Raw genomic sequence first — 19,619 nt, forward strand, 5'->3', positions numbered from 1 at the left:
ACGCCGGGCCTCGCATAATGGGGCATGCCCAGCTCCCTCCACGCCCTTCCCGCCGTCTTCGCCCCCGCCACGCGCGCGTGGTTCAGCGGCGCGTTCCCCGCCGCAACGCCAGCGCAGGTGCAGGCCTGGGCGGCCATCAGCCAAGGCCAGCACACGCTGGTCATCGCCCCTACCGGTTCGGGCAAGACCCTGGCCGCGTTCCTGCATGCCATCGACCAGCTGTTCACCGAGCGCGACCAGCAGTCGCGCGCTGGCATGCTGCCGCAGCGTGGGGCCACCCGCGTGCTGTACATCTCGCCGATCAAGGCACTGGGGGCGGACGTGCAACGCAACCTGCAGGTGCCGCTGCAGGGCGTGCGCGCCGAACGCGCGCGGCGCGGCGATCCGGACGTGGACCTGTCGGTGGCGATACGCAGCGGTGACACCACCGCCTCCGAACGCGCGCGGCTGGCGCGGCGTCCACCGGACATCCTGATCACCACGCCGGAATCGCTGTTCCTGATGCTCACCTCCAACGTGCGCGAGACGCTGCGCCACGTGCATACGGTGATCATCGATGAAATCCATGCGGTGGCCGGCAGCAAGCGCGGCACGCACCTGGCACTCAGCCTGGAAAGGCTGGAGAACCTGCTGCAGGCCCCTGCACAACGGATCGGCTTGTCGGCCACGGTGCGCCCGGTGGACGAGGTGGCGCGCTTCCTCGGTGGCGGCCGTGCGGTCAGCGTGGTGCAGCCACCGTCTTCGCGCCAGCTGGCGATGCGCATCGTAGTGCCGGTGGAGGACATGGCCGACCTGCCCACGCAGGGGCCGGGGTCCGGTGCGGGCGAGTCGTCCACGCGGGTGGGCTCGATCTGGCCGCACGTCGAAGCCAGCATCCTCGATGAAGTGCTGCGCTGGCGCTCCACCATCGTGTTCGCCAATTCGCGCGGCGTGGCGGAAAAGCTGACCGCGCGGCTCAACGCACTGTATGCCGAACGCTTGGAGACCGATGCGGGCGGGGGGGCGTCGGGCCAGCGCGATGCCACGGCGTTCGGTTCGTTCAATGGCGGCACCGCGGGGCGCTCCACCGGTGCCGAGCCGCTGCTGGCGCGCTCGCATCACGGCTCGGTCAGCAAGGAACAGCGGCGCGAGATCGAAGAAGCGCTCAAGTCAGGCGCACTGCGCTGCGTGGTCGCCACCTCCAGCCTGGAACTGGGCATCGACATGGGGCTGGTGGACCTGGTGATCCAGGTCGCCGCGCCGCCTTCGGTGGCCAGTGCGTTGCAACGGGTCGGGCGCGCCGGCCACCAGGTGGGTGGCATCTCCACCGGCTTCGTCTACCCGCGTACCCGGCGTGACCTGATCGACGCGGCGGTGATCGTCGACAGCATGCTGGCCGGTCGCATCGAAGCGCTGGACCCACCACGCAATCCGTTGGACGTGCTGGCCCAGCAGACCGTGGCGGCCGTGGCGATGGATGCGCTGGACGTGGAGGACTGGTACGCCTGCGTACGCCGCGCCGCACCCTATCGGGAGCTGCCACGCAGCGCCTTCGATGCGGTGCTGGACATGCTGGCCGGACGCTATCCCTCGGATGATTTCGCCGGATTCCGGCCGCGCCTGGTATGGAACCGCGACACCGGCCAGCTCACCGCGCGGCCCGGCGCCCGCCAGCTGGCGGTGACCAGTGGCGGCACCATCCCCGACCGCGGCATGTTCAGCGTGGTGCTGCCCGAAGGTGAGGAGCGCGCCGGTTCGCGTCGGGTCGGCGAGCTGGACGAAGAGATGGTGCACGAGTCGCGGGTGAACGATGTGATCACCCTCGGCGCCACCTCGTGGCGGGTGGAACAGATCACCCATGACCAGGTGATCGTCACCCCGGCACCGGGTCGTTCGGCACGATTGCCGTTCTGGCGCGGCGAAAATGCCGGCCGCCCCGCCGAACTCGGCGCGGCGATCGGCGCGTTCCTGGCTGACCTGGATGGCGCGGCGGCGGACGATGGAAGCATTCCCGGGCCATTGGCCGCACGCCTGCAGGCCAGCGGTCTGGATACGCGCGCCATAACCAACATCCTCGGCCTGCTCGGTGAGCAGCGGCAGGCGACCGGCGTGCTGCCGACGGACCGGCAACTGGTGGTTGAACGTTGCCGCGATGAACTGGGCGACTGGCGGGTGATGCTGCATTCGCCCTATGGCCGCCGCGTGCATGATCCGTGGGCGCTGGCGATTGCCGAGCGGATCCGGGAACGCTGGCCCGTCGATCCTTCCGTGGTATCCAGCGAGGACGGCATCATGGCGCGCATTCCGGACAGCAGCGGGCAGCTGCCGGGTGCGGACCTGTTCCTGTTCGAGGCCGAGCCGCTGCGACGCCAGGTGACCGCTGCGGTCGGCAGCTCGGCACTGTTCGCTGCCCGCTTCCGCGAATGTGCTTCGCGCGCGTTGCTGTTGCCACGGCGTACGCCAGGACGCCGCTCGCCGCTGTGGCAGCAGCGCCTGCGCGCAGGCCAGTTGCTGGACGTGGCGAGCGCCTATCCGGATTTCCCGATCCTGATCGAAACCGCGCGCGAGTGCCTGCAGGATGTCTACGACCTCGAGGCGCTGGGCGGGCTGATGCAGCGCCTGGAGGCCGGTCAGGTGCAGATCGCCGAGGTCACCACGGCGGTGCCATCGCCGTTCGCGGCCAACCTGCTGTTCGGCTACGTCGCCGAGTTCATGTACGGCACCGACGTGCCGCTGGCCGAGCGTCGCGCCTCGATCCTGTCGTTGGACAGTGGCCTGCTGGCTGACCTGCTGGGCCAGGTGGATATAGGCGAGCTGCTGGATGCCGGCGTCGTCGAGCGCGTGGTGGACGAGCTGCAGCGGTTGGCGCCGGATCGGCGTGCCGCGGGCAAGGAGGGCGTTGCCGACCTGCTGCGCGAACTGGGTCCGCTGTCTGCCGGCGAGCTTGCCGCGCGGCTGCTCGATGCCGATGGTGAAGTGGGCGCGCATCTGGCGACGCTGCAGCAAGAGCAACGCATCATCGCCATCGCACTGGCGGGTGAAGCGCGCTGGGTGGCGGTCGAAGATGCCGGCCGGTTGCGGGATGCACTGGGCATCGCGCTTCCCAAACGGATTCCCGCAGTGTTCCTGCTGCCGTCGCTGGATCCGCTGGGCGATCTGGTCGCCCGTTTCGCGCGCACACGTGGTCCGTTCACCACGGCCGATGTCGCCGCCCGGTTCGGGCTGGGTATCGCGGTGGCCGACAACGCACTGGCACGCCTGGCCGAGCAGGGCAAGCTGCTCAGCGGCCAGTTCGGTGCAACCACGCCGGAGCACGGCACACCCGTCGCGCGCCACGAATGGATGGCCGAAGCGGTGTTCCGCCGGCTGCGCGTGCGCTCGCTGCAGGCGGCACGCGAGGCGACCCGGCCGGTGCCAGCAACCGCGTATGTGCGGTTGTTGCTGGAACGCCACGCGTTGCTGGGATCGGCGGCCGGGCATGCCGCGCTGGGTTCCCCTGTGCAGGTCACCGGCACGCTGGAAGGCAGCGAAGGCGTGCTGCGGGTGGTGGAACAACTTGCCGGCATGCCGCTGCCGGTCTCTGCCTGGGAAAACCAGATCCTGCCGGCGCGCGTGCGGGATTATGCGCCTGCGTTGCTGGACCAGCTGCTGGCCACCGGCAGCGTGCTGTGGTGTGGGCATGGCACGCTGGGCGAGGACGATGGGCTGGTGTCGCTCCATCTGCAGCAGGTGGCTGCGGAGACGCTGCCGGTGATCAGCGAAGGCGCCCTGTCACCCCTGCAGGAAGTGATCCTGTCGGTGCTGGCGGACGGCGGTGGATTCTTTGCACGGCAACTGGCGACGAGCGTACATGCCCGGATGCAGGCGGCGGAGCACCTTGCAGCAGGCATCGATCTGTCTCCGGAATCATTGCATGCTGCACTGTGGGGGCTTGCCTGGCAGGGCCGCGTGGCAACGGATATCTGGGCGCCGCTGCGTGCGCTGTCAATGGTCCGCACGCCATCTCGTGCGCGGGCATCGCACGTGTCGCGGCGCCGCCGCGGGTTCATGGGCGTGCCGATGGGCGATGCAGTGCCTGCCGCCGGGATGCCGTCGTCCGGCCCGGCGACCTACGATGCGCCTTCGTTGGCCGGCCGCTGGTCGCTGCTGCAGCGGGATGCTGCCAGTGACACCGTGCGCGCGGTCGCACTGGCCGACGCGTTGTTGGATCGCCACGGCGTGGTGACCCGCGGCGCTGCGGTGGCAGAAGGCATCGCCGGCGGTTTCCCTGCGCTGCAGCAGGTCTACCGGGGCATGGAGGATGCCGGCCGGGTGCTGCGTGGCCGTTTCGTGGAAGGTCTGGGCGGTGCGCAGTTCGCCGAACGCTCCAGCGTCGACCGGCTGCGCGATATCGCTGAGGACACAACGCTTGCCGCATTGGCACCGGCCATCGGCCTGTCGGCGGTGGATCCTGCCAATGCCTACGGCACGGTGCTGGCGTGGCCCGTGCATGCGGCGCGGCAGCGGCCGGTACGGCGCCCGGGCGCGCTGGTGGTGCTGGCAGGCGGTGCGCTGCGGGTGTACCTGGCGCAGGGCGGACGTTCCCTGCTGCTGTATTTCGACGGCGAGGATCCCGCTCACGCCGATCTGCTGGCTGCTTCGGCCTGCGCGTTGGCCGCGGCGCTGCGACGGGGCCGGCGTCAGTCGTTCACCCTGGACCGGATCAACGATGCGGAAATCGGTCGTGGCCCGGTTACCGAGGCACTGCGTACGGCGGGCTTCCGCAATGCACCGCGCGGGCTGAGCTGGGAGGGCTGAGCGCTTGCCTGCTCAGCGACGCCGTGGACGGACGGAAACATGTTCATGGTCGGCCACGTGCCAGCGCCACGGAAAGTCCATGGCCCGGCTGATTCCGATACGCGGGCCCACCACCGGATTGCACGGCGGCGCGGTCCCATCATCGGCCAGCACGATGCCGCGGTCGGCGCCGACCAGATCGGCGCCATCCATCGCGCCGGTGATGCCGAAGGCCTGCGAGAGCTTGCCGGGACCACTGGCGAGATCGCGGTCGCGCTTCGCCTTGGGCCGGGCCTGGCGCATCGCGTCCAGGCCCAGCAGGGGCTCGGCAGCGCGCAGCAATACGCCCACGCCCTCGCCGACCTCGCCGCAGACCGCGTTGCTGCCCCAGTGCATGCCATAGGTGAAGTACACGTACAGATGGCCTGGCTCACCGAACATGGTGGCGTTGCGCGCGGTCCTGCCCCGATAGGAGTGCGCCGCCGGGTCTTCGCTGCCCGCATAGGCTTCCACCTCGACGATGCGCGCGGCGCGGCCATCCGCGCGCAGCAGCACCTTGTTCAACAGCTCCGGAGCCACCTGCGTGGGATGGCGGCGATAGAACGCACGGGGCAGGACCGACCACTGCAGGGGAAGAAAATCGAGCATGCCGACAGGCTGCACCGGCAGTGGTGTGCACGGAGTCAAGGCGGCCTCTGCACAGGCTGCGCATGCAGGCTTCGCTTGTTTCTCACGGCCGCGGGGAGACGCTGCGTGCAGGTGCGATGGAGGACTGGCAGTGGCAACCGAGGTGCGGGTGGGATGCGCGGGCTGGTCGATACCGGGCCGCTACCGCGAAGCGTTTGATGCGCAGGGAAGTGCGCTGGAGCGTTACGCTTCGCGTCTGTCGGTGGCCGAGATCAATTCCTCGTTCCATCGCCCGCACCAGCCGGCAACGTATGCGCGCTGGGCGGCGGCGGTGCCGGCGCACTTCCGGTTCACCGTGAAGCTGCCGCGCACGATCTCGCATGAGCTGCGGCTACGCGGCACGGGCGCGTCGCTGGACCGGTTCCTTGATGAAAGCGGCCACCTGGGCAACCGTCTCGGCGGCCTGCTGCTGCAGTTGCCGCCATCACTTGCCTTCGATGCGCGCTTGGCCTCCACGTTCTTTGCCATGCTGCGCCGGCGTACTGCCGTGCCCGTGGCGTGCGAGCCCCGCCACGCAGGCTGGTTCGGTGAAGCGGCGGGGGCGTTGATGGACCGCCACGGCATCGCGCGTGTCGCAGCCGATCCGCCGCGCATGGAGGCAGGCGCCGCGCCTGCCGGAGCGACGTGTTGGCGCTACTGGCGCTGGCATGGCAGCCCGCGGACCTATTACAGCGACTATGACGAGCAGGCACTGCATCGGCTGGCGGCAGAGGTGCGTGCGGCGTCCACCGAGGGGCACCCTTGCTGGGTGATCTTCGACAACACCGCGCACGGCTTCGCCACGGCCAACGCGTTGCGCCTGCAGGCGCTGCTGGAGTGCGCCGATGCCTGAAGGTCCTTCCATCGTCATCCTGCGCGAAGCGGCGGCGCGTTTCCGCAACCACACGGTGCGCGTGACCGCCGGCAACAGCAGCCTCGACCTTGCCCGCATGCAGGGCCGACGCGTGGTGTCCGTGCGTAGCTGGGGCAAGCATTTCCTGCTGGAGTTCCGTGGCTTCAGCCTGCGCGCCCATCTGCTGATGTTCGGCACCTGGCGCATCGATGAAAGGAAGCCGACGACCGCGCGTGCCTCGCTGACCTTCGACAACGGCGAGCTCAATCTCTACACCTGCTCGCTGAAGTACATCGAAGGTCCACTCGAGGATGCCTACGACTGGCGCGCGGACGTGATGAATCCCGCGTGGGATCCCAGGCTGGCGCGGCGCAAGCTGAAAGCACGGCCGGACACGCTGATATGCGATGCGTTGCTGGACCAGGACATCTTTGCCGGGGTAGGCAACATCATCAAGAACGAGGTGCTGTTCCGCACGCGCGTGCATCCGGCTGCGACCATCGCCAGCATCCCGCCGCGAAAGCTGGGGCAGGTGATCACCCAGGCACGCGAGTACAGCTTCGACTTCCTGGCGTGGAAAAAGGCGTACGAACTCAAGAAGCATTGGCAGGTACATACCCGCCGGACGTGCCCCCGCTGTGGCGGGCCGGTGTCCAAGCAGTACCTGGGGACCACCCGGCGCCGCACGTTCTTCTGCCCGGTCTGCCAGCCGCCGCCATGAACGTGCGCATCGACGGCCAATGGTTCACTTATGTGTTTCCCTGCGCATGGGAGGACTACTGCAAGATAGGCTTCTCGCGCGATCCACTCGGGCGCATCGGTGCGCTGCACCGGCGATGGTTCGAATTCTTCGACCTGGAGCATGGGTGGCTGGTGGAGACGGAAACCCAGCGTGATGCGCGTGACCTGGAACTGGAGCTGCGCCGTCCGCTGAAGCTGCACCGTTCGCCTGCGCCGTTGACCGTGCAGCAGAAGGCGGGCGGCAAGACCGAATGGGTCCGTGGCGCCAGCGAGGGATTGGACGCCGCCGTGCGCGGGTTGGCGGCGCGCGGCCATCATGTGTATCCGCTGCGTGCCTGGTTGCAGGCGATGCTGCTGCAGCGCGTTGACCGGCTGTACGCATGGTCTGCCGCGCAGGTGCCTGAAGAAGACGATCTCTGCCACGTCCGCCACGACCGTATCGAGGTCGAGGCGGCGCTGCGCGACGCGCTCGACGCCTACGCCGCGTTGGGCATTGATCCGCGGCCCTGGTTGCCGGAGCACGTGGCAAGCTGGTACGCCGGAGAAGGGGTATGTCGCTTCTGACTGCGCGTCGTGCCAGTCACGCGGACACACGCTGACACTCTTCGCCCTTCCTGCAGCGCAGGCTGTGACCTTCTCCGCAGACCCGTAGTGCTGCGCAGGGTGAACGAAGCGCGGCGTGCCACGTTGAGGCTCCTTGCAGCAAGGAGTCGACGTGGACAATTCTTTCATCGGGCTGCGTGTTCTGGCCGGCCTGAGCTTCGCCGCCGCAGCGCAAGGTGCGCTCGCACAGGGTGTCACCGGTGACTGGGGCGGACGCCGCCCGGCATGGCAGGACAACGGCATCACGCTGGATCTCGGCTACACCGTGGAAGCGGCGCGCAACACATCCGGTGGCCAGCGCCGCACCAGTGCCCATGCCGGCCAGCTGTCCGCAAGCGCACGCTTCGACCTGGAGCGGTTGTGGGGATGGTCCGGCACCCGTGCCCAGCTTTCCCTGAGCCTGCGCGACGGAGACAGCGTCACCGCACGGGCCGGCCTGGGCAGCCTGATGGCAAGCCAGGAAATCCATGGGCGTGGCCACATCCCGCGGCTGGGCAGCCTGTGGCTGGGCCGGCAGTCCGCCGATGGCCGCTTCGATGCAAAGGCGGGGCGGCTCGCGGTGGGGGAGGACTTCAACATGCTCGACTGCGTCGCCATGAACCTGGCGCTGTGCGGTGGCCAGGTGGCGCTGTTCGGGGGCGACTACTGGTTCAATTCGCCGCTCAGCCAATGGGGCGCAGTGGTCACCTACCGGCCGCTGCCCGCGGTCTACCTGCGTGCGGCTGCCTACCAGGTCAACCCCCGCTATGCCGATGAACGTGGGGGTGGCCTGCGCCTGGCACCGGCCGGCACGGTCGGCACCCTCACACCGCTGGAACTGGGCTGGGAGCCGTCATTCGATGGGCGCAAGGGCCGGTATGCGGTGGGGGGCTGGTACAGCAGTGCGCCGCGTGCGGACGCGGTGCAGCCGCTACCGATCCATGCGGCCGGCGGCATGGCGTTGCTGCGCACCGGTGCCTACGGCGGATGGGCCAGCGCGCAGCAGCAGCTGACCCACGGCAACGCAAGCAGCGAATCATCGGGATTGCGGACCCAGCTGGCCTTCGCACAGGGCGACCGCCGTACGGGCGAGATCGACCAGATGGTCAGCCTGCAGCTTGTCCACACCGGAACCGTACGCTCACGGCCGGAGGACCGCATCGGCCTGGGGCTGGCCAGTACCCGGGTCAATCCGCGCCTGGCCAACAGCCAGCGACAGCGCCACGGCGGCCCGCCCGCAAGGCGCGAACAGGTCGCCGAGGTCTTCTACGGCTGGAAGCCCGCCGCCGGACTGGACCTCCAGCCCGGTGTCCAGTACGTGCGCCATCCCGGTGGGCTGGCATCGCGCGAGGATGCGGTGGTGGTAGGCATCAAGGCGGACGTGCGCTTCTGAGCCGGCTCAGCGTTCGCCGGTGTCATCATCCAGGCTGATGATGCCGCGGCGCAGGGCCATGGTGACTGCATGCGTGCGGTCACCGACGCCCAGCTTCTCCATGATGCTTTTCATGTGCGCTTTGACAGTCTGCTCGGAAATCTGCATCTGCTCACCCACGCGCCGGTTGGACATGCCGGCCGCGACGTGGACCAGCACTTCGGTTTCGCGCGGGGACAACCGGTCTTCCACCACGTGGGCCGCGATACTGGCCGCCAGTTGAGCCGGAATGGCAGCGCGACGACCGCCAGCGACGCTGCGGATGGTGTCGATCAGTTCATGCCGCAGCATGTCCTTGAGCAGGTAGGCACTGGCGCCGGCCTGCAGCGCACGTACCGCGCGGACATCGCCGCGGTACGTCGTCAATACGATGATGCGGGCTTTGGGATCCTGTGCACGGATGCGCATGATGGCTTCAACGCCATCGATGCCGGGCAACTGCAGGTCCATCAGCACCACGTCCGGGTGCAGCCGCAGGTAGCATTCCACTGCCTGTTCGCCGTCGGCGGCTTCGCCCACCAGATGCATGTCCGACTGGGTGGACAGCAGCGCGCCCAGCCCATCGCGCAGCAGCGGATGGTCGTCGACGATCAGCACGCCGATGGAATCTTTGGGGTTCATGCGGGAGGTTTCCTGTTGGGCAACCAGCGTCGCCATGGCGAGGGGCGTTGCCGGTAGATGCGATTGGCGGGCACTGACAGCGCGATTTCGGTGCCCAGCCCGGGGCGCGACCAGACGCGTAGTTCCCCGGACAGTCGGCGTGCGCGCTCGCGCATGCCCTGCATGCCCCAGTGGCCGTCGGCGGCGCCGTGGGTGTCGGTCATGCCGCGACCGTCATCGCGCACGTGCAGCAGCAGGCAACTGCGCCCGTAGGCCAGTTCCACTTCGATCGCCCCCGCCTGGGCATGGTGCAGGGCGTTGCGGATCGCTTCGCGACCGATCAGGAAGACTTCTTCGGCCGCGTGGGCCTGCAACGGCGGTGCCGCTCCTTCCACCGTCAGCCGCAGTGGGTTGACGCCCTCGCCGGCATATTCCTCATGCACATGGGCCAGCGCGGTCACCAGGTCCTGTCCGGCAGCCGGGCCATCGCGCAGCGCCGCAACGCGTTCGCGGCCTTCGGCGAGGTTCTGTTCGGCCAGCTGCATGGCCGCCTCCAGGCTGCTGCGCACCTGCGGCGTTGCCTGCGCCGATTGGCTGATCGCATGCAGGCGCAGAATCAGGCCCTGGCTGCCCTGCAACAGGGTGTCGTGGAGGTCGCGCGCGATCCGCTCGCGTTCGCCATGGCGCTCCTGCAAGCGGGCCCGCACCAGCGCGGCAAGCTGGCCGCTGCGGATGCGCACGGCCATCACCAGCAGCGCCAGTACGGCCAGCACGCACAGCAGCTTGAACCACAGCGTCTGGATGAAGGTGGGGGCGATCTGGAAAGTGCGTACCGCCGGGTTGCTGCTCCAGACCCCGTCTTCGTTGGCGGCCATCACCTCGAAGCGGTAGGTTCCAGGCACGAGGTTGGTGTAGTGCGCGCGGGTCTGGCTGCCCGCCTCCTGCCAGCTGCTGTCCACGCCGGACAGCTGGTATCGGTAGCGGGTGCGCTCGGGTCGCGCCAGTGACAGCGCCACGTAGTCGATCTGCACCTGGTCGGTGCCGGCGGGAAGCCGTAGCCCGTCGCGCAGCAGCGCATGCTGCCCATCGAAGGACACCTCGCCGATGCGCACGTCCGGTGCACGTTCATTGCGATGGGGCAGGGTGGTGTCCAGCCACGCCAGGCCCTGGTTGGTCGCCAGCCACAGCAACCCATCATCGGCCAGCATTGCCGTGGCGGTGGGGCTGCTCTGCAGGGCGATGCCCGGCATGCCGTCGGCATCGTCGAACAGGCGCGGGGAGAGCGCGCGTGCGCTGCCCGCCGCCACCCGCAGCGCATCGGCATCGGTACGCACCAGGCCGCGGCTGCCGTTCAACCAGCGCGTACCCGATGTTTCACCAGCGATGCCGGTGATGCCTTCCAGCACGCCGGGGATATCAGCCTGCAGCACGTGGAAGCGCGCGCCTTCCAGTGCAGCAAGGCCGGACTCCCCGGCGACCAGCAGTTCCTCACCGCGTGCGTACACGGCGGTGACCGGACCGACATTCAGTCCCTGCGCCGGACCGTAGGCCCGTACCGAGCGGCCATCGACCACGTGCAGCGTGCCATCGTCATGCCCGACCAGCACACGTCCGCGTTCATCCACGCTGACAAGGCTGCAACTGCGCGTGGGCAGGCGATGATCATTGCGCCATCGACCGTCCTTGAAGTGCAGCGTGTAGGGGCCGGCACACGCCCACGCTTCGTCCTGCGTGGCGAAGAACACCGAATTGAAGGAGTGCCCGGCGGTCCAGCTCGGCGCGGCGAACGATACCGTCCTGCCAGCGTAGCGTCGGTACAGCCTGTCATCGTGGAACAGCCACAGCGGATCAGCCGACTGCAGGCTGGCGCGCTGCATGGCCGCAGGCCCGGCGCGGACCAGGCTGCGCTGCAGGTCGAACATCCGCAGGTCGTCATCGTAGCCCTGCACCTGGCCGCCTGCAGTGCGGTACAGCGTCCGGTACGGACCCGACGGGCCGACATCCAGCAGCGCATGCACGCTTCGCGCACGGAACCGGTTCAGGCCCAGGTTGGTGCCGATCCAGATGTTGCCTTCGCGGTCTTCCAGCAGCGGCGAGGCCGAGGTCGACGTCAGTCCCTGCGCCACGTCGAAGTTTTCCAGCAGCGTGGGCTGCGTGCCGTCGAAGCTGAGCCGGAACACGCCGCCACTGCCGATGCGGGTGCCCCACAGGCTGCCATCGCGCGCGAACAGGATGCGATCGGCGCGCAGGTCGGGCAGGCGTCGGGATTCGCGTTGCGCGGCCGACAGCGGGGTGCCGTCGCGCGCCACCGGCAGGATGCCGCGTCGCCGGTCGGCCAGCCACAGGCTGCCATCGGCGCGCTCGGCCAGCACCGACTGCGGTGACGCCTCCACCTCGGTGGGCTCGAAGTGACTGGCGCCACGCGGAAGCCGCCACAGTGCGTTGCCCGCCAGCAGCCACAGCGTTCCCTGGTGGTCGCGCTGGAGCCAGTGCGCGGGCAAGGCAGGTACCTGCATCGCCGGCGTGGGCGGCTGCCACTGTTGGCCGTCGTACCAGCGCAGGCCGCCCTTGAGCGCCGCCCACAGCCGGCCATCGCCATCGCGCGCCATGCGCGGCACCGGGCCGTTGGGCACATCGCGCCCCGTAAGGAAACTGCGCAGCCGGTCTGCCTGTAGATGGCTGATGCCAGCCTGGAAATAGCCGATCCACAGGCTGTCGTCGTGGTCCAGCAGCAACGACACCATGTTGGTGGATGGGAAGCTGCTGCCCGGCGGCGCCACGTCGCGCTCGAAACGGTGGCCATCGAAGCGGTAGAGACCCGAGCCCGTGGCCAGCAGCAGCGTGCCCTGGCGGTCCTGCGCGATGTCCCAGACATCTCCCGGCGCGCCCTGGCCGACGCGCCAGGCGCTGTGCTGGAAGCCCGGCAGTCCGGCCTGCGCCTGCGGTGGCACCGGCAGCGCCGCGCGCGCCGCCATTGGCAGTGCGACCCACAACAACGCGACCTGCAGCAGGCAGGTACTCACGTGGCGCAGCAGCGGCGGAAGAGCAGGAGGCATGCTGCATTCTCGCAGGCCGGGGGCACTGCCGGCCTACCCGATCGGGGCAGGTGGGCCGGTGCTGGATCAGGTAACCATGAAGGCCTGTCCACGGGAGGGTGGAATGCAGCGTCTGTTCGTGATGTTTCCTGATCGTGCGCCGGGTATCGGCCTGCTGTGGATACGGCTTTGCCTGGCGGTTGCGATGTGCTGGCCCTGGCCGGTGGCCGCGTGGCACCAATGGGCCGCTGCCTCGGCGGCGCTGCTGCTGGCCCTCGGCGGGCTGACTCCACTGGCCGTGGCGTTGGCCACGTTGGTGTTGTGGACCGGGACGGGCAGCACGGCGCTGGTCCTGCTGCCTGCTTGCTTGTTGCTGCTCGGTCCCGGTGCCTACTCGCTGGATGCCTGCCTGTTCGGTCGGCGGGTGCTGCTTGCCGCCCGGCGGGCGCCTCCCCCGAAAGAGTGAGCGCGCTGCCCACCCCGTCGGGGGTAGGGCGCCAGGGCGTCTGCCGCCACGCTATGCACTCCCCACAACGAGCGCTGCCGATGGCCACCGACACCCCGTGCCGCGGCACGCCTTCGGCCCTGCCTGGCCTCAATGAGGCGCAGGCCGCAGCCGTTCGCCGCGCGCAGGCCTTCATGGAGCAGAACCTGGGCCAGCCGATCGACGTGGTGCAGATCGCCGCCGCTGCGTGCGTCAGCCGCTTCCACCTCGCCCGCTTGTTCCGCAGCGCCACCGGGCTCAGCCCGACCGGGTGGCTGCGCCAGCGTCGCATCGACCAGGCCCGCCACTGGTTGCGCGAAGGCTCGCAGCCGGTCGGCCGCATCGCCAGCGAACTGGCGTTCTTTGACCAGAGCCACTTCATCCGCAGCTTCCGCGCCGCCACTGGCTGCAGTCCGCGCCGCTACGCGCTGCACGCCGCGTCCTCGTACTGATTCCCTCCCACCCTCCCTGGAGCCAACCGCATGAACAAGGCCACCGCCGTCCCCGGCAACGCGCTGCTGTCCCCGACCGACCACGCCCTGGTGCTGATCGACCATCAGTCGCAGATGGCGTTCGCCACCCACACCATCGACATCTCCGCGCTGCGCAACAACGTCTCGCTGATCAGCAAGGGCGCAAAGGGCTTCAAGGTGCCGGTGGTGCTGACCACCGTGGCCGAAAAGTCGTTCTCCGGTCCGCTGTTCCCGGAACTGCCGGCGATCTTCCCGGGCCAGCCGGTGTTCGACCGCACGTCGATGAATGCCTGGGAAGACCAGGGCGTGATCGATGAGATCAACCGCATCGGCAAGCAGCGCCTGGTCATCGCCGGCCTGTGGACCAGCGTCTGCATCGTCGGCCCGACCCTGTCGGCGATCGAGCAGGGCTTCGAGATCTATGTCATCACCGACGCCTGCGGCGACGTGAGCGAGGAGGCGCATGAGCGCGCCGTCACCCGCATGGTGCAGGCCGGCGCGGTGCCGATCACCAGCGTGCAGTACCTGCTGGAACTGCAGCGCGACTGGGCGCGCGGTGAAACCTACGACCTCACCACCGGCATCGCCCGCGAGCATGCAGGGGGCTATGGGGTGGGCATCCAGTACGCCAAGACCATGTTCGGCGCCCAGGAAGGCGGTCACTGAGCATGGGCAGCAGCCATGCCCTGGACGTGGCGCTGCTGATGCTGCGCGTGGCGGCGGGAGGATTCCTGTTGCCACATGCGCTGGGCAAGTTGTTCGGCTGGTTCAACGGCCCGGGCCTTGCCGGCTTTGCCGGCGAACTGCGCGGGTTCGGCCTTCCTGCCAGCGCACCGCTGCCGCTGCTGCTGGCGGTGCTGCAGGTGGTGGCTGGGTTGGCGGTGCTGCTTGGCTGGCAGACCCATGCGGCGGCGCTGGCGGGTGCCGCCTTCATCGCCTTCACCGCGTTGCTGGCGCTGCCACGCGGGTGGTTCTGGATGCACGGCGGCATGGAGTACCCGGTGATGTGGACCTTGCTGCTGCTGTCGGTCGCGCTGGCTGGCGCTGGCACGTTCTCGCTTGATTCTTTCCTTGCTTCCCCTGGAGTGCCCTCATGAGTCCCGATCCTTCCCAGCCCGGTCGCCGCGAGGTGCTGCTGGGGGCTGGCGCGGCACTCGCGCTGGGCCTGGCCGGCCGCAGCCTGGCGGCGGCTTCTTCCCCCTCATCTCAGGAGCGTCGCATGAGCACGCTGGTCATCCGCAATGCCCGCATCACTACCCTCGACCCGGCACTGCCGCATGCACAGGCGCTGGCCGTGCAGGACGGGCGCATCGTCGCCGTCGGCAGCGACGACGACATCATGCGCGGCTGGGCGGCCGAGGCTACGATCATCGATGCGCAGGGCCGCCGGCTGGTGCCCGGGCTCAATGACAGTCATACCCACCTGATCCGCGGCGGGCTCAACTACAACCTGGAGCTGCGCTGGGATGGGCTGCGCTCGCTGGCCGATGCGCTGGCCATGCTGAAGGTGCAGGTCGATCGCACACCGGCGCCGCAATGGGTGCGCGTGGTCGGTGGCTTCACTGCCGCACAGTTCACCGAAAAGCGCCTGCCGACGCTGGAAGAGATCAACACCATCGCACCGGATACGCCGGTGTTCCTGCTGCACCTGTATGACCGCGCGTTGCTCAACCGCGCCGCGCTGCGGGCCTGCGGCTACGACAAGAACACGCCGGACCCGCCCGGTGGGCAGATCGTGCGCGACAAGCTGGGCAATCCCACCGGCCTGCTGCTGGCCAAGCCGAACGCGGTGATCCTGTACGCCACGCTGGCCAAGGGCCCCAAGCTGCCGATCGAGTACCAGGCCAACTCGACACGCCATTTCATGCGCGAGTTGAACCGGCTGGGGATCACCTCGGTGATCGATGCCGGCGGTGGCTTCCAGAACTATCCCGAGGACTACCAGGTCATCGAACAGCTGCACCGCGATGACCAGCTCAGCGTGCGCATCGCCTACAACCTGTTCACCCAGAACAAGGGCGGTGAAGTCGGTGACTTCCAGCGCTGGAGCGAGATCCTGCAGCCCCGCCAGGGCGACGACCTGCTGCGCCACAACGGCGCGGGCGAGATGCTGGTGTTCTCCGCGGCGGACTTCGAACTGTTCAACGAACCACGACCGGAGTTGCCGCCGGAACTGGAGCCGGAACTGCACGACGTGGTCCGGTTGCTGGTGGAAAAGCGCTGGCCGTTCCGCATCCATGCGACCTACGACGAAAGCATCTCGCGCATCCTGGACGTCTACGAGCAGGTCAACCGCGAGGTGCCGTTCGACGGCCTGCACTGGTTCATCGACCACGCCGAGACCATCACCCCGCGCAACATCGAACGCATCCGCGCGATGGGTGGCGGCTTGGCGATCCAGCATCGCATGGCCTACCAGGGCGAGGCCTTCGTCGAACGCTACGGCGTGCAGGCGGCACGCCACACGCCGCCGGTGAAGCGGATGCTGGCCGAAGGCGTTCCGGTAGGCGCGGGTACAGACGCCACGCGGGTGGCCAGCTACAACCCGTGGGTCGCGCTGTCGTGGCTGGTCACCGGGCGCACCGTGGGCGGGCTGGCACTGTATGGCGATGAGAACCTGCTGGAACGCGAACAGGCGCTGCGCCTGTGGACGCAGGGCAGCGCGTGGTTCTCTGGTGATGAAGACCGAAAGGGCACGCTGAAGGTTGGCCAGCTGGCTGATTTCGTCGTGCTGTCGGCCGATTACTTCCGCGTGGACGACGACCAGATCGCCGACATCACCAGTGTGCTGACCGTGCTGGGCGGCCGTATCGTGCACGCCGCCGAGGACTACGATGGGCTGGCACCGGTACTGCCGCCGGCGATGCCGGACTGGTCACCGGTCAACCGCTTCGGCGGCTACCACGTCGGCGGTACGGCCACCGGCCTGGCGATGGCGCATCACCATCACCATGGCGCGCCCTGTTCCACCCACGGCGCACACGGCCATGCCGCCCACCATGCGGCACCGGCCGGTGACCTGCAGGCGTTCTGGGGTGCCATGGGCTGCTCGTGCTTCGCGTTCTGACCCTCGCGGTGCTGGCGCTGCCCGCGCTGGCACAGGCACGCGTGCAGGCCGGCTGCGAGGCGGGCCATTGCACCGCGCTGGGCAACGGCGACCTGCAGTGGGACGCCTCGCTGCGGTTGCGGGGAATGTACTTCGACCCCACCCGCTTCGGCATTGGTGGCGGCGAAGATGGCTATGGCCTGCTGCGCGCGCTGGGATCGGCGACGTATCGCCGCGATGACTGGCAGGCACGCGTGCAGCTGGGCGTGCATGCCGAACAGGGACGCGCCGGTGGGCCCGGTGGCACCGATCAAGGCGCGCTGGACGTACAGCAGGCCTACTGGCGCTGGCAGGGACGGCACGCTTGGCTGCAGCTGGGACGGCAGGAAGCCAGCTACGGCAGTTCGCGGTTGCTGTCGGTGCGCGATGGACCGAACATCCGACTGGCGTTCGATGGCGTGCGGCTGGGCTGGCGCGGCGCGGCCGGCCGCCTGGATCTGCTGGCGCTGCGCGCGGTGGACAACCGTCCCGGCGCGTTCGATGACCGCAGCGAGCCGGGCGCCCACCTGTGGGGCGCGTACGCGACCAGCGCCGCGCAGGGTCGTCGCGGGCAATGGGATGGCTATCTGCTGGATTACCAGCGCGACGGCGCACGCTTCGCCGACGGCAACGGGCGCGAACGGCGGCAGACGCTGGGCACGCGCTGGTTCGGCCAGGCCGACGCACTCGACTGGAACGTGGAAGCGGTGGCACAGCGGGGTCATCTGGATACCGCCATGCAGCGGCTGGACGTCCGTGCCTGGACGCTGGCCAGCGATACCGGCTGGCGCTGGCACCAGGCGCCGCTGCAACCACGGCTCGGGGTGAAGCTGGACATCGCCAGCGGTGACCGCGATGCGGGCGATGGGCGCCTGCAGACCTTCAATGCGTTGTACCCGAAGTCGTCCTATTTCAGCGAGGCCAGCCTGCTGGCGCCGGCCAATCTGGTCGACGTGCAGCCGACCCTGGACCTGCAGTTCAACGAGCGCCTCAGCACCCAGCTGGGCGTGCAGCTGGCCTGGAAACAACAGCGCAGCGATGCGGTGTACACCACGCCGGCACCGCTGGCGCCGTTGCCCGGCAGTGCCGGTGGCGCGCGTCGCATCGGCACCCAATACAAAGCGGAAACCCGCTGGCAGGCCAGCGAAGACTGGCTCTGGCAATGGCAGCTGGCCTGGGTGGATGCCGGTCCGGCACTGCGCCAGGCCGGTGGCCGCAACACTCTTTTTGCCTCCATCGTAGGAGCGTGGCAATGGTAAAGACCTCTTCCCCCGCTGCGCCCGGCGCCTGGGCGCCGCTGCAGATCGGCATGTTCCGCGCGTTGTGGCTGGCCATCATGGGCAGCAACATCGGCACCTGGGTCAACGACGTGGCCGCGGCCTGGGTGATGGCAGAACGCACCGGCTCGCCGCTGATGGTCGCGCTGGTGCAGTCGGCCACCACCGTGCCGATCGTGCTGCTGGCGCTGGTGGCCGGCACCCTGGCCGACATCGTCGACCGTCGCCGCTACCTGCTGGCCACCCAGGGCTGGATGCTGGCGGTGGCCGGCACCATGGCGGTGCTGACCCACCTGGACATGCTCAGCCCGACCCTGCTGGTGGTGCTCACGTTCTGCATGGGTTGCGGCGCGGCGATGGCGATGCCGGCGCAAGCGGCGATCGTGTCCGAACTGGTACCGCCGCCGATGCTGGCCTCGGCGGTGGCGCTGAACTCGATCGGCATCAACATCGCGCGCTCGCTCGGCCCAGCCATCGGCGGGGTGATCGTCGCCCAGCTGGGGGCCACGTGGGCGTTCGGCTTCAATGCGATCAGCTTCGCCGCCATGCTGGTGGTGCTGCTGCGCTGGCAGCGTGATCCGAAGGCCTCCAGCCTGCCGCCGGAGGGCTTCGGCGCCGGGCTGAAATCCGGCCTGCGCTATGCCAGCCGGGCCGGCCACCTGCAGGCGGTGCTGATCAAGTCCGCAGGCTTCTTCTTTTTCGCCAGCGCCATGACCGCGCTGCTGCCGGTGGTGGTGCGCGGGCAGATGCAGGGTGGGGCAGGGCAGTACGGCATGTTGCTGGGCTGCGTGGGCATCGGTGCGGTCAGTGGTGCCCTGCTGCTGCCGAAACTACGTGCGCGGCTGGACCGTGACCTGCTGGTGCTGCTGGCCACGCTGGCGCTGGCGCTGAGCCTGGTCGGGCTGGCGCTGCTGCGCAGCTGGGTGCTGCTGCCGCTGGCGATGCTGGTCAATGGCTTCGCCTGGATCACCGTGCTGTCTTCGCTGCAGATCGCCGCGCAGACCGCGGTGCCGGCGTGGGTGCGGGCGCGTGCGCTGGCGCTGTACATCATGGTGTTTTCACTGGGCATGGCCGCCGGTGGGCTGTGCTGGGGCGCACTCGCCCAGCGCAGCACGCCCACCCTGGCGCTGCTGGTGGCGGCCGTCGGTTCGGTGGTGGCGGGCCTGCTGGTCTGGCGCGTGCGCATTTCCGGTACCGAAGAACTGGACCTGCGTCCGGCCGGCCACTGGCCTGCACCGGAGCTTTCGGTGGCGGTGGCGCATGACCGCGGACCGGTGCTGGTCACGGTGGAATACCGCATCGATGCGGCCGACCGCGCGGCTTTCCATGCGTGCATGCGCCTGCTTGGCCGCGTGCGCCGCCGCGATGGTGCGGTGCTGTGGGGCGTGGCCGAAGATGTCGCCAGCCCGGGCGTGCACCTGGAGTACTTCGTCACCGCGTCGTGGCTGGAGCACCTGCGCCAGCACGAACGCATCACCTCCGATGACAAGGCCGTACAGGAGCAGCTGCGCACGCTCCACCGCGGCGAACGGCACCCGGTGGTGCGCCATTTCGTCGGCGGCAGCGATGCCTTGGATGCCGCCGTGCCGCACACCCACAGTGACATCTGACCCACTGTTCCATCCACTTCGACAGG

General features: G+C 69.0%; 15 protein-coding genes. 12 read left to right on the plus strand and 3 right to left on the minus strand.

Translation table 11 applies throughout. From position 1 onward, the window contains the following. The first annotated feature begins 24 nt into the window (after positions 1-24). Positions 25-4,776 (plus strand): ATP-dependent helicase, encoded by a 4,752-nt coding sequence (locus tag SOM47_RS02650; protein WP_320504672.1) that lies wholly within the window; start codon positions 25-27, stop codon positions 4,774-4,776. Positions 4,777-4,788: 12 nt separating this feature from the next. On the opposite strand, the gene SOM47_RS02655 is transcribed toward SOM47_RS02650, so the two are convergent. After that, positions 4,789-5,403 carry a DNA-3-methyladenine glycosylase gene (locus tag SOM47_RS02655; protein ID WP_320504673.1) on the minus strand — a complete coding sequence of 205 codons (615 nt, stop codon included), beginning with the start codon at positions 5,401-5,403 and terminating at the stop codon, positions 4,789-4,791. A gap of 124 nt (positions 5,404-5,527) precedes the next feature. Here SOM47_RS02655 and SOM47_RS02660 point away from each other — a divergent pair, with 124 nt between their 5' ends. The 4 genes from SOM47_RS02660 to SOM47_RS02675 all read left to right on the plus strand — a co-directional run bounded on the left by SOM47_RS02660 (position 5,528) and on the right by SOM47_RS02675 (position 8,990). After that, the gene (locus SOM47_RS02660; protein ID WP_414715766.1) at positions 5,528-6,274 is read left to right on the plus strand and encodes a DUF72 domain-containing protein; all 747 of its coding nucleotides are present in this window, start codon (positions 5,528-5,530) and stop codon (positions 6,272-6,274) included. Continuing rightward, positions 6,267-6,995 carry a DNA-formamidopyrimidine glycosylase family protein gene (locus SOM47_RS02665; RefSeq protein ID WP_042614525.1) on the plus strand — a complete coding sequence of 243 codons (729 nt, stop codon included), beginning with the start codon at positions 6,267-6,269 and terminating at the stop codon, positions 6,993-6,995. Before SOM47_RS02660 ends, SOM47_RS02665 begins: the two co-directional genes overlap by 8 nt. Continuing rightward, a complete protein-coding gene (locus SOM47_RS02670) occupies positions 6,992-7,579 on the plus strand; it encodes a GIY-YIG nuclease family protein (protein ID WP_320504675.1) in 588 nt (195 codons plus the stop codon). Before SOM47_RS02665 ends, SOM47_RS02670 begins: the two co-directional genes overlap by 4 nt. A 151-nt stretch (positions 7,580-7,730) precedes the next feature. Next, on the plus strand, positions 7,731-8,990 hold the full coding sequence (locus SOM47_RS02675; protein ID WP_320504676.1) for a carbohydrate porin: 1,260 nt from the start codon (positions 7,731-7,733) through the stop codon (positions 8,988-8,990). Between the two features lie 6 nt (positions 8,991-8,996). On the opposite strand, the gene SOM47_RS02680 is transcribed toward SOM47_RS02675, so the two are convergent. Both SOM47_RS02680 and SOM47_RS02685 read right to left on the minus strand, forming a co-directional pair. Continuing rightward, a complete protein-coding gene (locus SOM47_RS02680; RefSeq protein ID WP_320504677.1) occupies positions 8,997-9,650 on the minus strand; it encodes a response regulator in 654 nt (217 codons plus the stop codon). Next, positions 9,647-12,685 (minus strand): sensor histidine kinase, encoded by a 3,039-nt coding sequence (locus SOM47_RS02685; RefSeq protein ID WP_320504678.1) that lies wholly within the window; start codon positions 12,683-12,685, stop codon positions 9,647-9,649. The genes SOM47_RS02680 and SOM47_RS02685 overlap by 4 nt, the downstream gene beginning before the upstream one ends. A 103-nt stretch (positions 12,686-12,788) precedes the next feature. On the opposite strand from SOM47_RS02685, the gene SOM47_RS02690 reads away from it, so the two are divergent. The 7 genes from SOM47_RS02690 to SOM47_RS02720 all read left to right on the plus strand — a co-directional run bounded on the left by SOM47_RS02690 (position 12,789) and on the right by SOM47_RS02720 (position 19,593). Further along, positions 12,789-13,130, plus strand: coding sequence for a hypothetical protein (locus SOM47_RS02690; RefSeq protein WP_042614520.1), 342 nt, complete (start codon positions 12,789-12,791; stop codon positions 13,128-13,130). Positions 13,131-13,210: 80 nt separating this feature from the next. After that, the gene (locus SOM47_RS02695; RefSeq protein ID WP_042614519.1) at positions 13,211-13,600 is read left to right on the plus strand and encodes a helix-turn-helix domain-containing protein; all 390 of its coding nucleotides are present in this window, start codon (positions 13,211-13,213) and stop codon (positions 13,598-13,600) included. 30 nt (positions 13,601-13,630) lie between these two features. Further along, positions 13,631-14,287, plus strand: coding sequence for a hydrolase (locus SOM47_RS02700; protein WP_101101405.1), 657 nt, complete (start codon positions 13,631-13,633; stop codon positions 14,285-14,287). Positions 14,288-14,289: 2 nt separating this feature from the next. Continuing rightward, complete coding sequence (locus tag SOM47_RS02705) at positions 14,290-14,718, plus strand: DoxX family protein (protein WP_192085165.1); 429 nt, start codon at positions 14,290-14,292, stop codon at positions 14,716-14,718. A 122-nt stretch (positions 14,719-14,840) separates the two neighbouring features. Next, positions 14,841-16,688, plus strand: a complete 1,848-nt coding sequence (locus tag SOM47_RS02710) for an amidohydrolase (RefSeq protein ID WP_320505050.1) — start codon at positions 14,841-14,843, stop codon at positions 16,686-16,688. Next, positions 16,667-17,965 (plus strand): alginate export family protein, encoded by a 1,299-nt coding sequence (locus tag SOM47_RS02715; RefSeq protein WP_320505051.1) that lies wholly within the window; start codon positions 16,667-16,669, stop codon positions 17,963-17,965. The genes SOM47_RS02710 and SOM47_RS02715 overlap by 22 nt, the downstream gene beginning before the upstream one ends. Further along, complete coding sequence (locus SOM47_RS02720) at positions 17,959-19,593, plus strand: MFS transporter (RefSeq protein ID WP_320504679.1); 1,635 nt, start codon at positions 17,959-17,961, stop codon at positions 19,591-19,593. Before SOM47_RS02715 ends, SOM47_RS02720 begins: the two co-directional genes overlap by 7 nt. Positions 19,594-19,619 lie beyond the last annotated feature (26 nt).

It is taken from the genome of Stenotrophomonas sp. CFBP8980 (genome assembly GCF_034046095.1).
Classification (GTDB): domain Bacteria; phylum Pseudomonadota; class Gammaproteobacteria; order Xanthomonadales; family Xanthomonadaceae; genus Stenotrophomonas; species Stenotrophomonas lacuserhaii.

Excerpts from the sequence above, each read along its gene's own strand:
- SOM47_RS02650 (WP_320504672.1), top strand. The coding sequence starts at position 25 with ATGCCCAGCTCCCTCCACGCCCTTCCCGCCGTCTTCGCCCCCGCCACG.
- SOM47_RS02655 (WP_320504673.1), bottom strand. The coding sequence starts at position 5,403 with ATGCTCGATTTTCTTCCCCTGCAGTGGTCGGTCCTGCCCCGTGCGTTC.
- SOM47_RS02665 (WP_042614525.1), top strand. The coding sequence starts at position 6,267 with ATGCCTGAAGGTCCTTCCATCGTCATCCTGCGCGAAGCGGCGGCGCGT.
- SOM47_RS02670 (WP_320504675.1), top strand. The coding sequence starts at position 6,992 with ATGAACGTGCGCATCGACGGCCAATGGTTCACTTATGTGTTTCCCTGC.
- SOM47_RS02680 (WP_320504677.1), bottom strand. The coding sequence starts at position 9,650 with ATGAACCCCAAAGATTCCATCGGCGTGCTGATCGTCGACGACCATCCG.
- SOM47_RS02685 (WP_320504678.1), bottom strand. The coding sequence starts at position 12,685 with ATGCCTCCTGCTCTTCCGCCGCTGCTGCGCCACGTGAGTACCTGCCTG.
- SOM47_RS02690 (WP_042614520.1), top strand. The coding sequence starts at position 12,789 with ATGCAGCGTCTGTTCGTGATGTTTCCTGATCGTGCGCCGGGTATCGGC.
- SOM47_RS02695 (WP_042614519.1), top strand. The coding sequence starts at position 13,211 with ATGGCCACCGACACCCCGTGCCGCGGCACGCCTTCGGCCCTGCCTGGC.
- SOM47_RS02700 (WP_101101405.1), top strand. The coding sequence starts at position 13,631 with ATGAACAAGGCCACCGCCGTCCCCGGCAACGCGCTGCTGTCCCCGACC.
- SOM47_RS02705 (WP_192085165.1), top strand. The coding sequence starts at position 14,290 with ATGGGCAGCAGCCATGCCCTGGACGTGGCGCTGCTGATGCTGCGCGTG.
- SOM47_RS02710 (WP_320505050.1), top strand. The coding sequence starts at position 14,841 with ATGAGCACGCTGGTCATCCGCAATGCCCGCATCACTACCCTCGACCCG.
- SOM47_RS02720 (WP_320504679.1), top strand. The coding sequence starts at position 17,959 with ATGGTAAAGACCTCTTCCCCCGCTGCGCCCGGCGCCTGGGCGCCGCTG.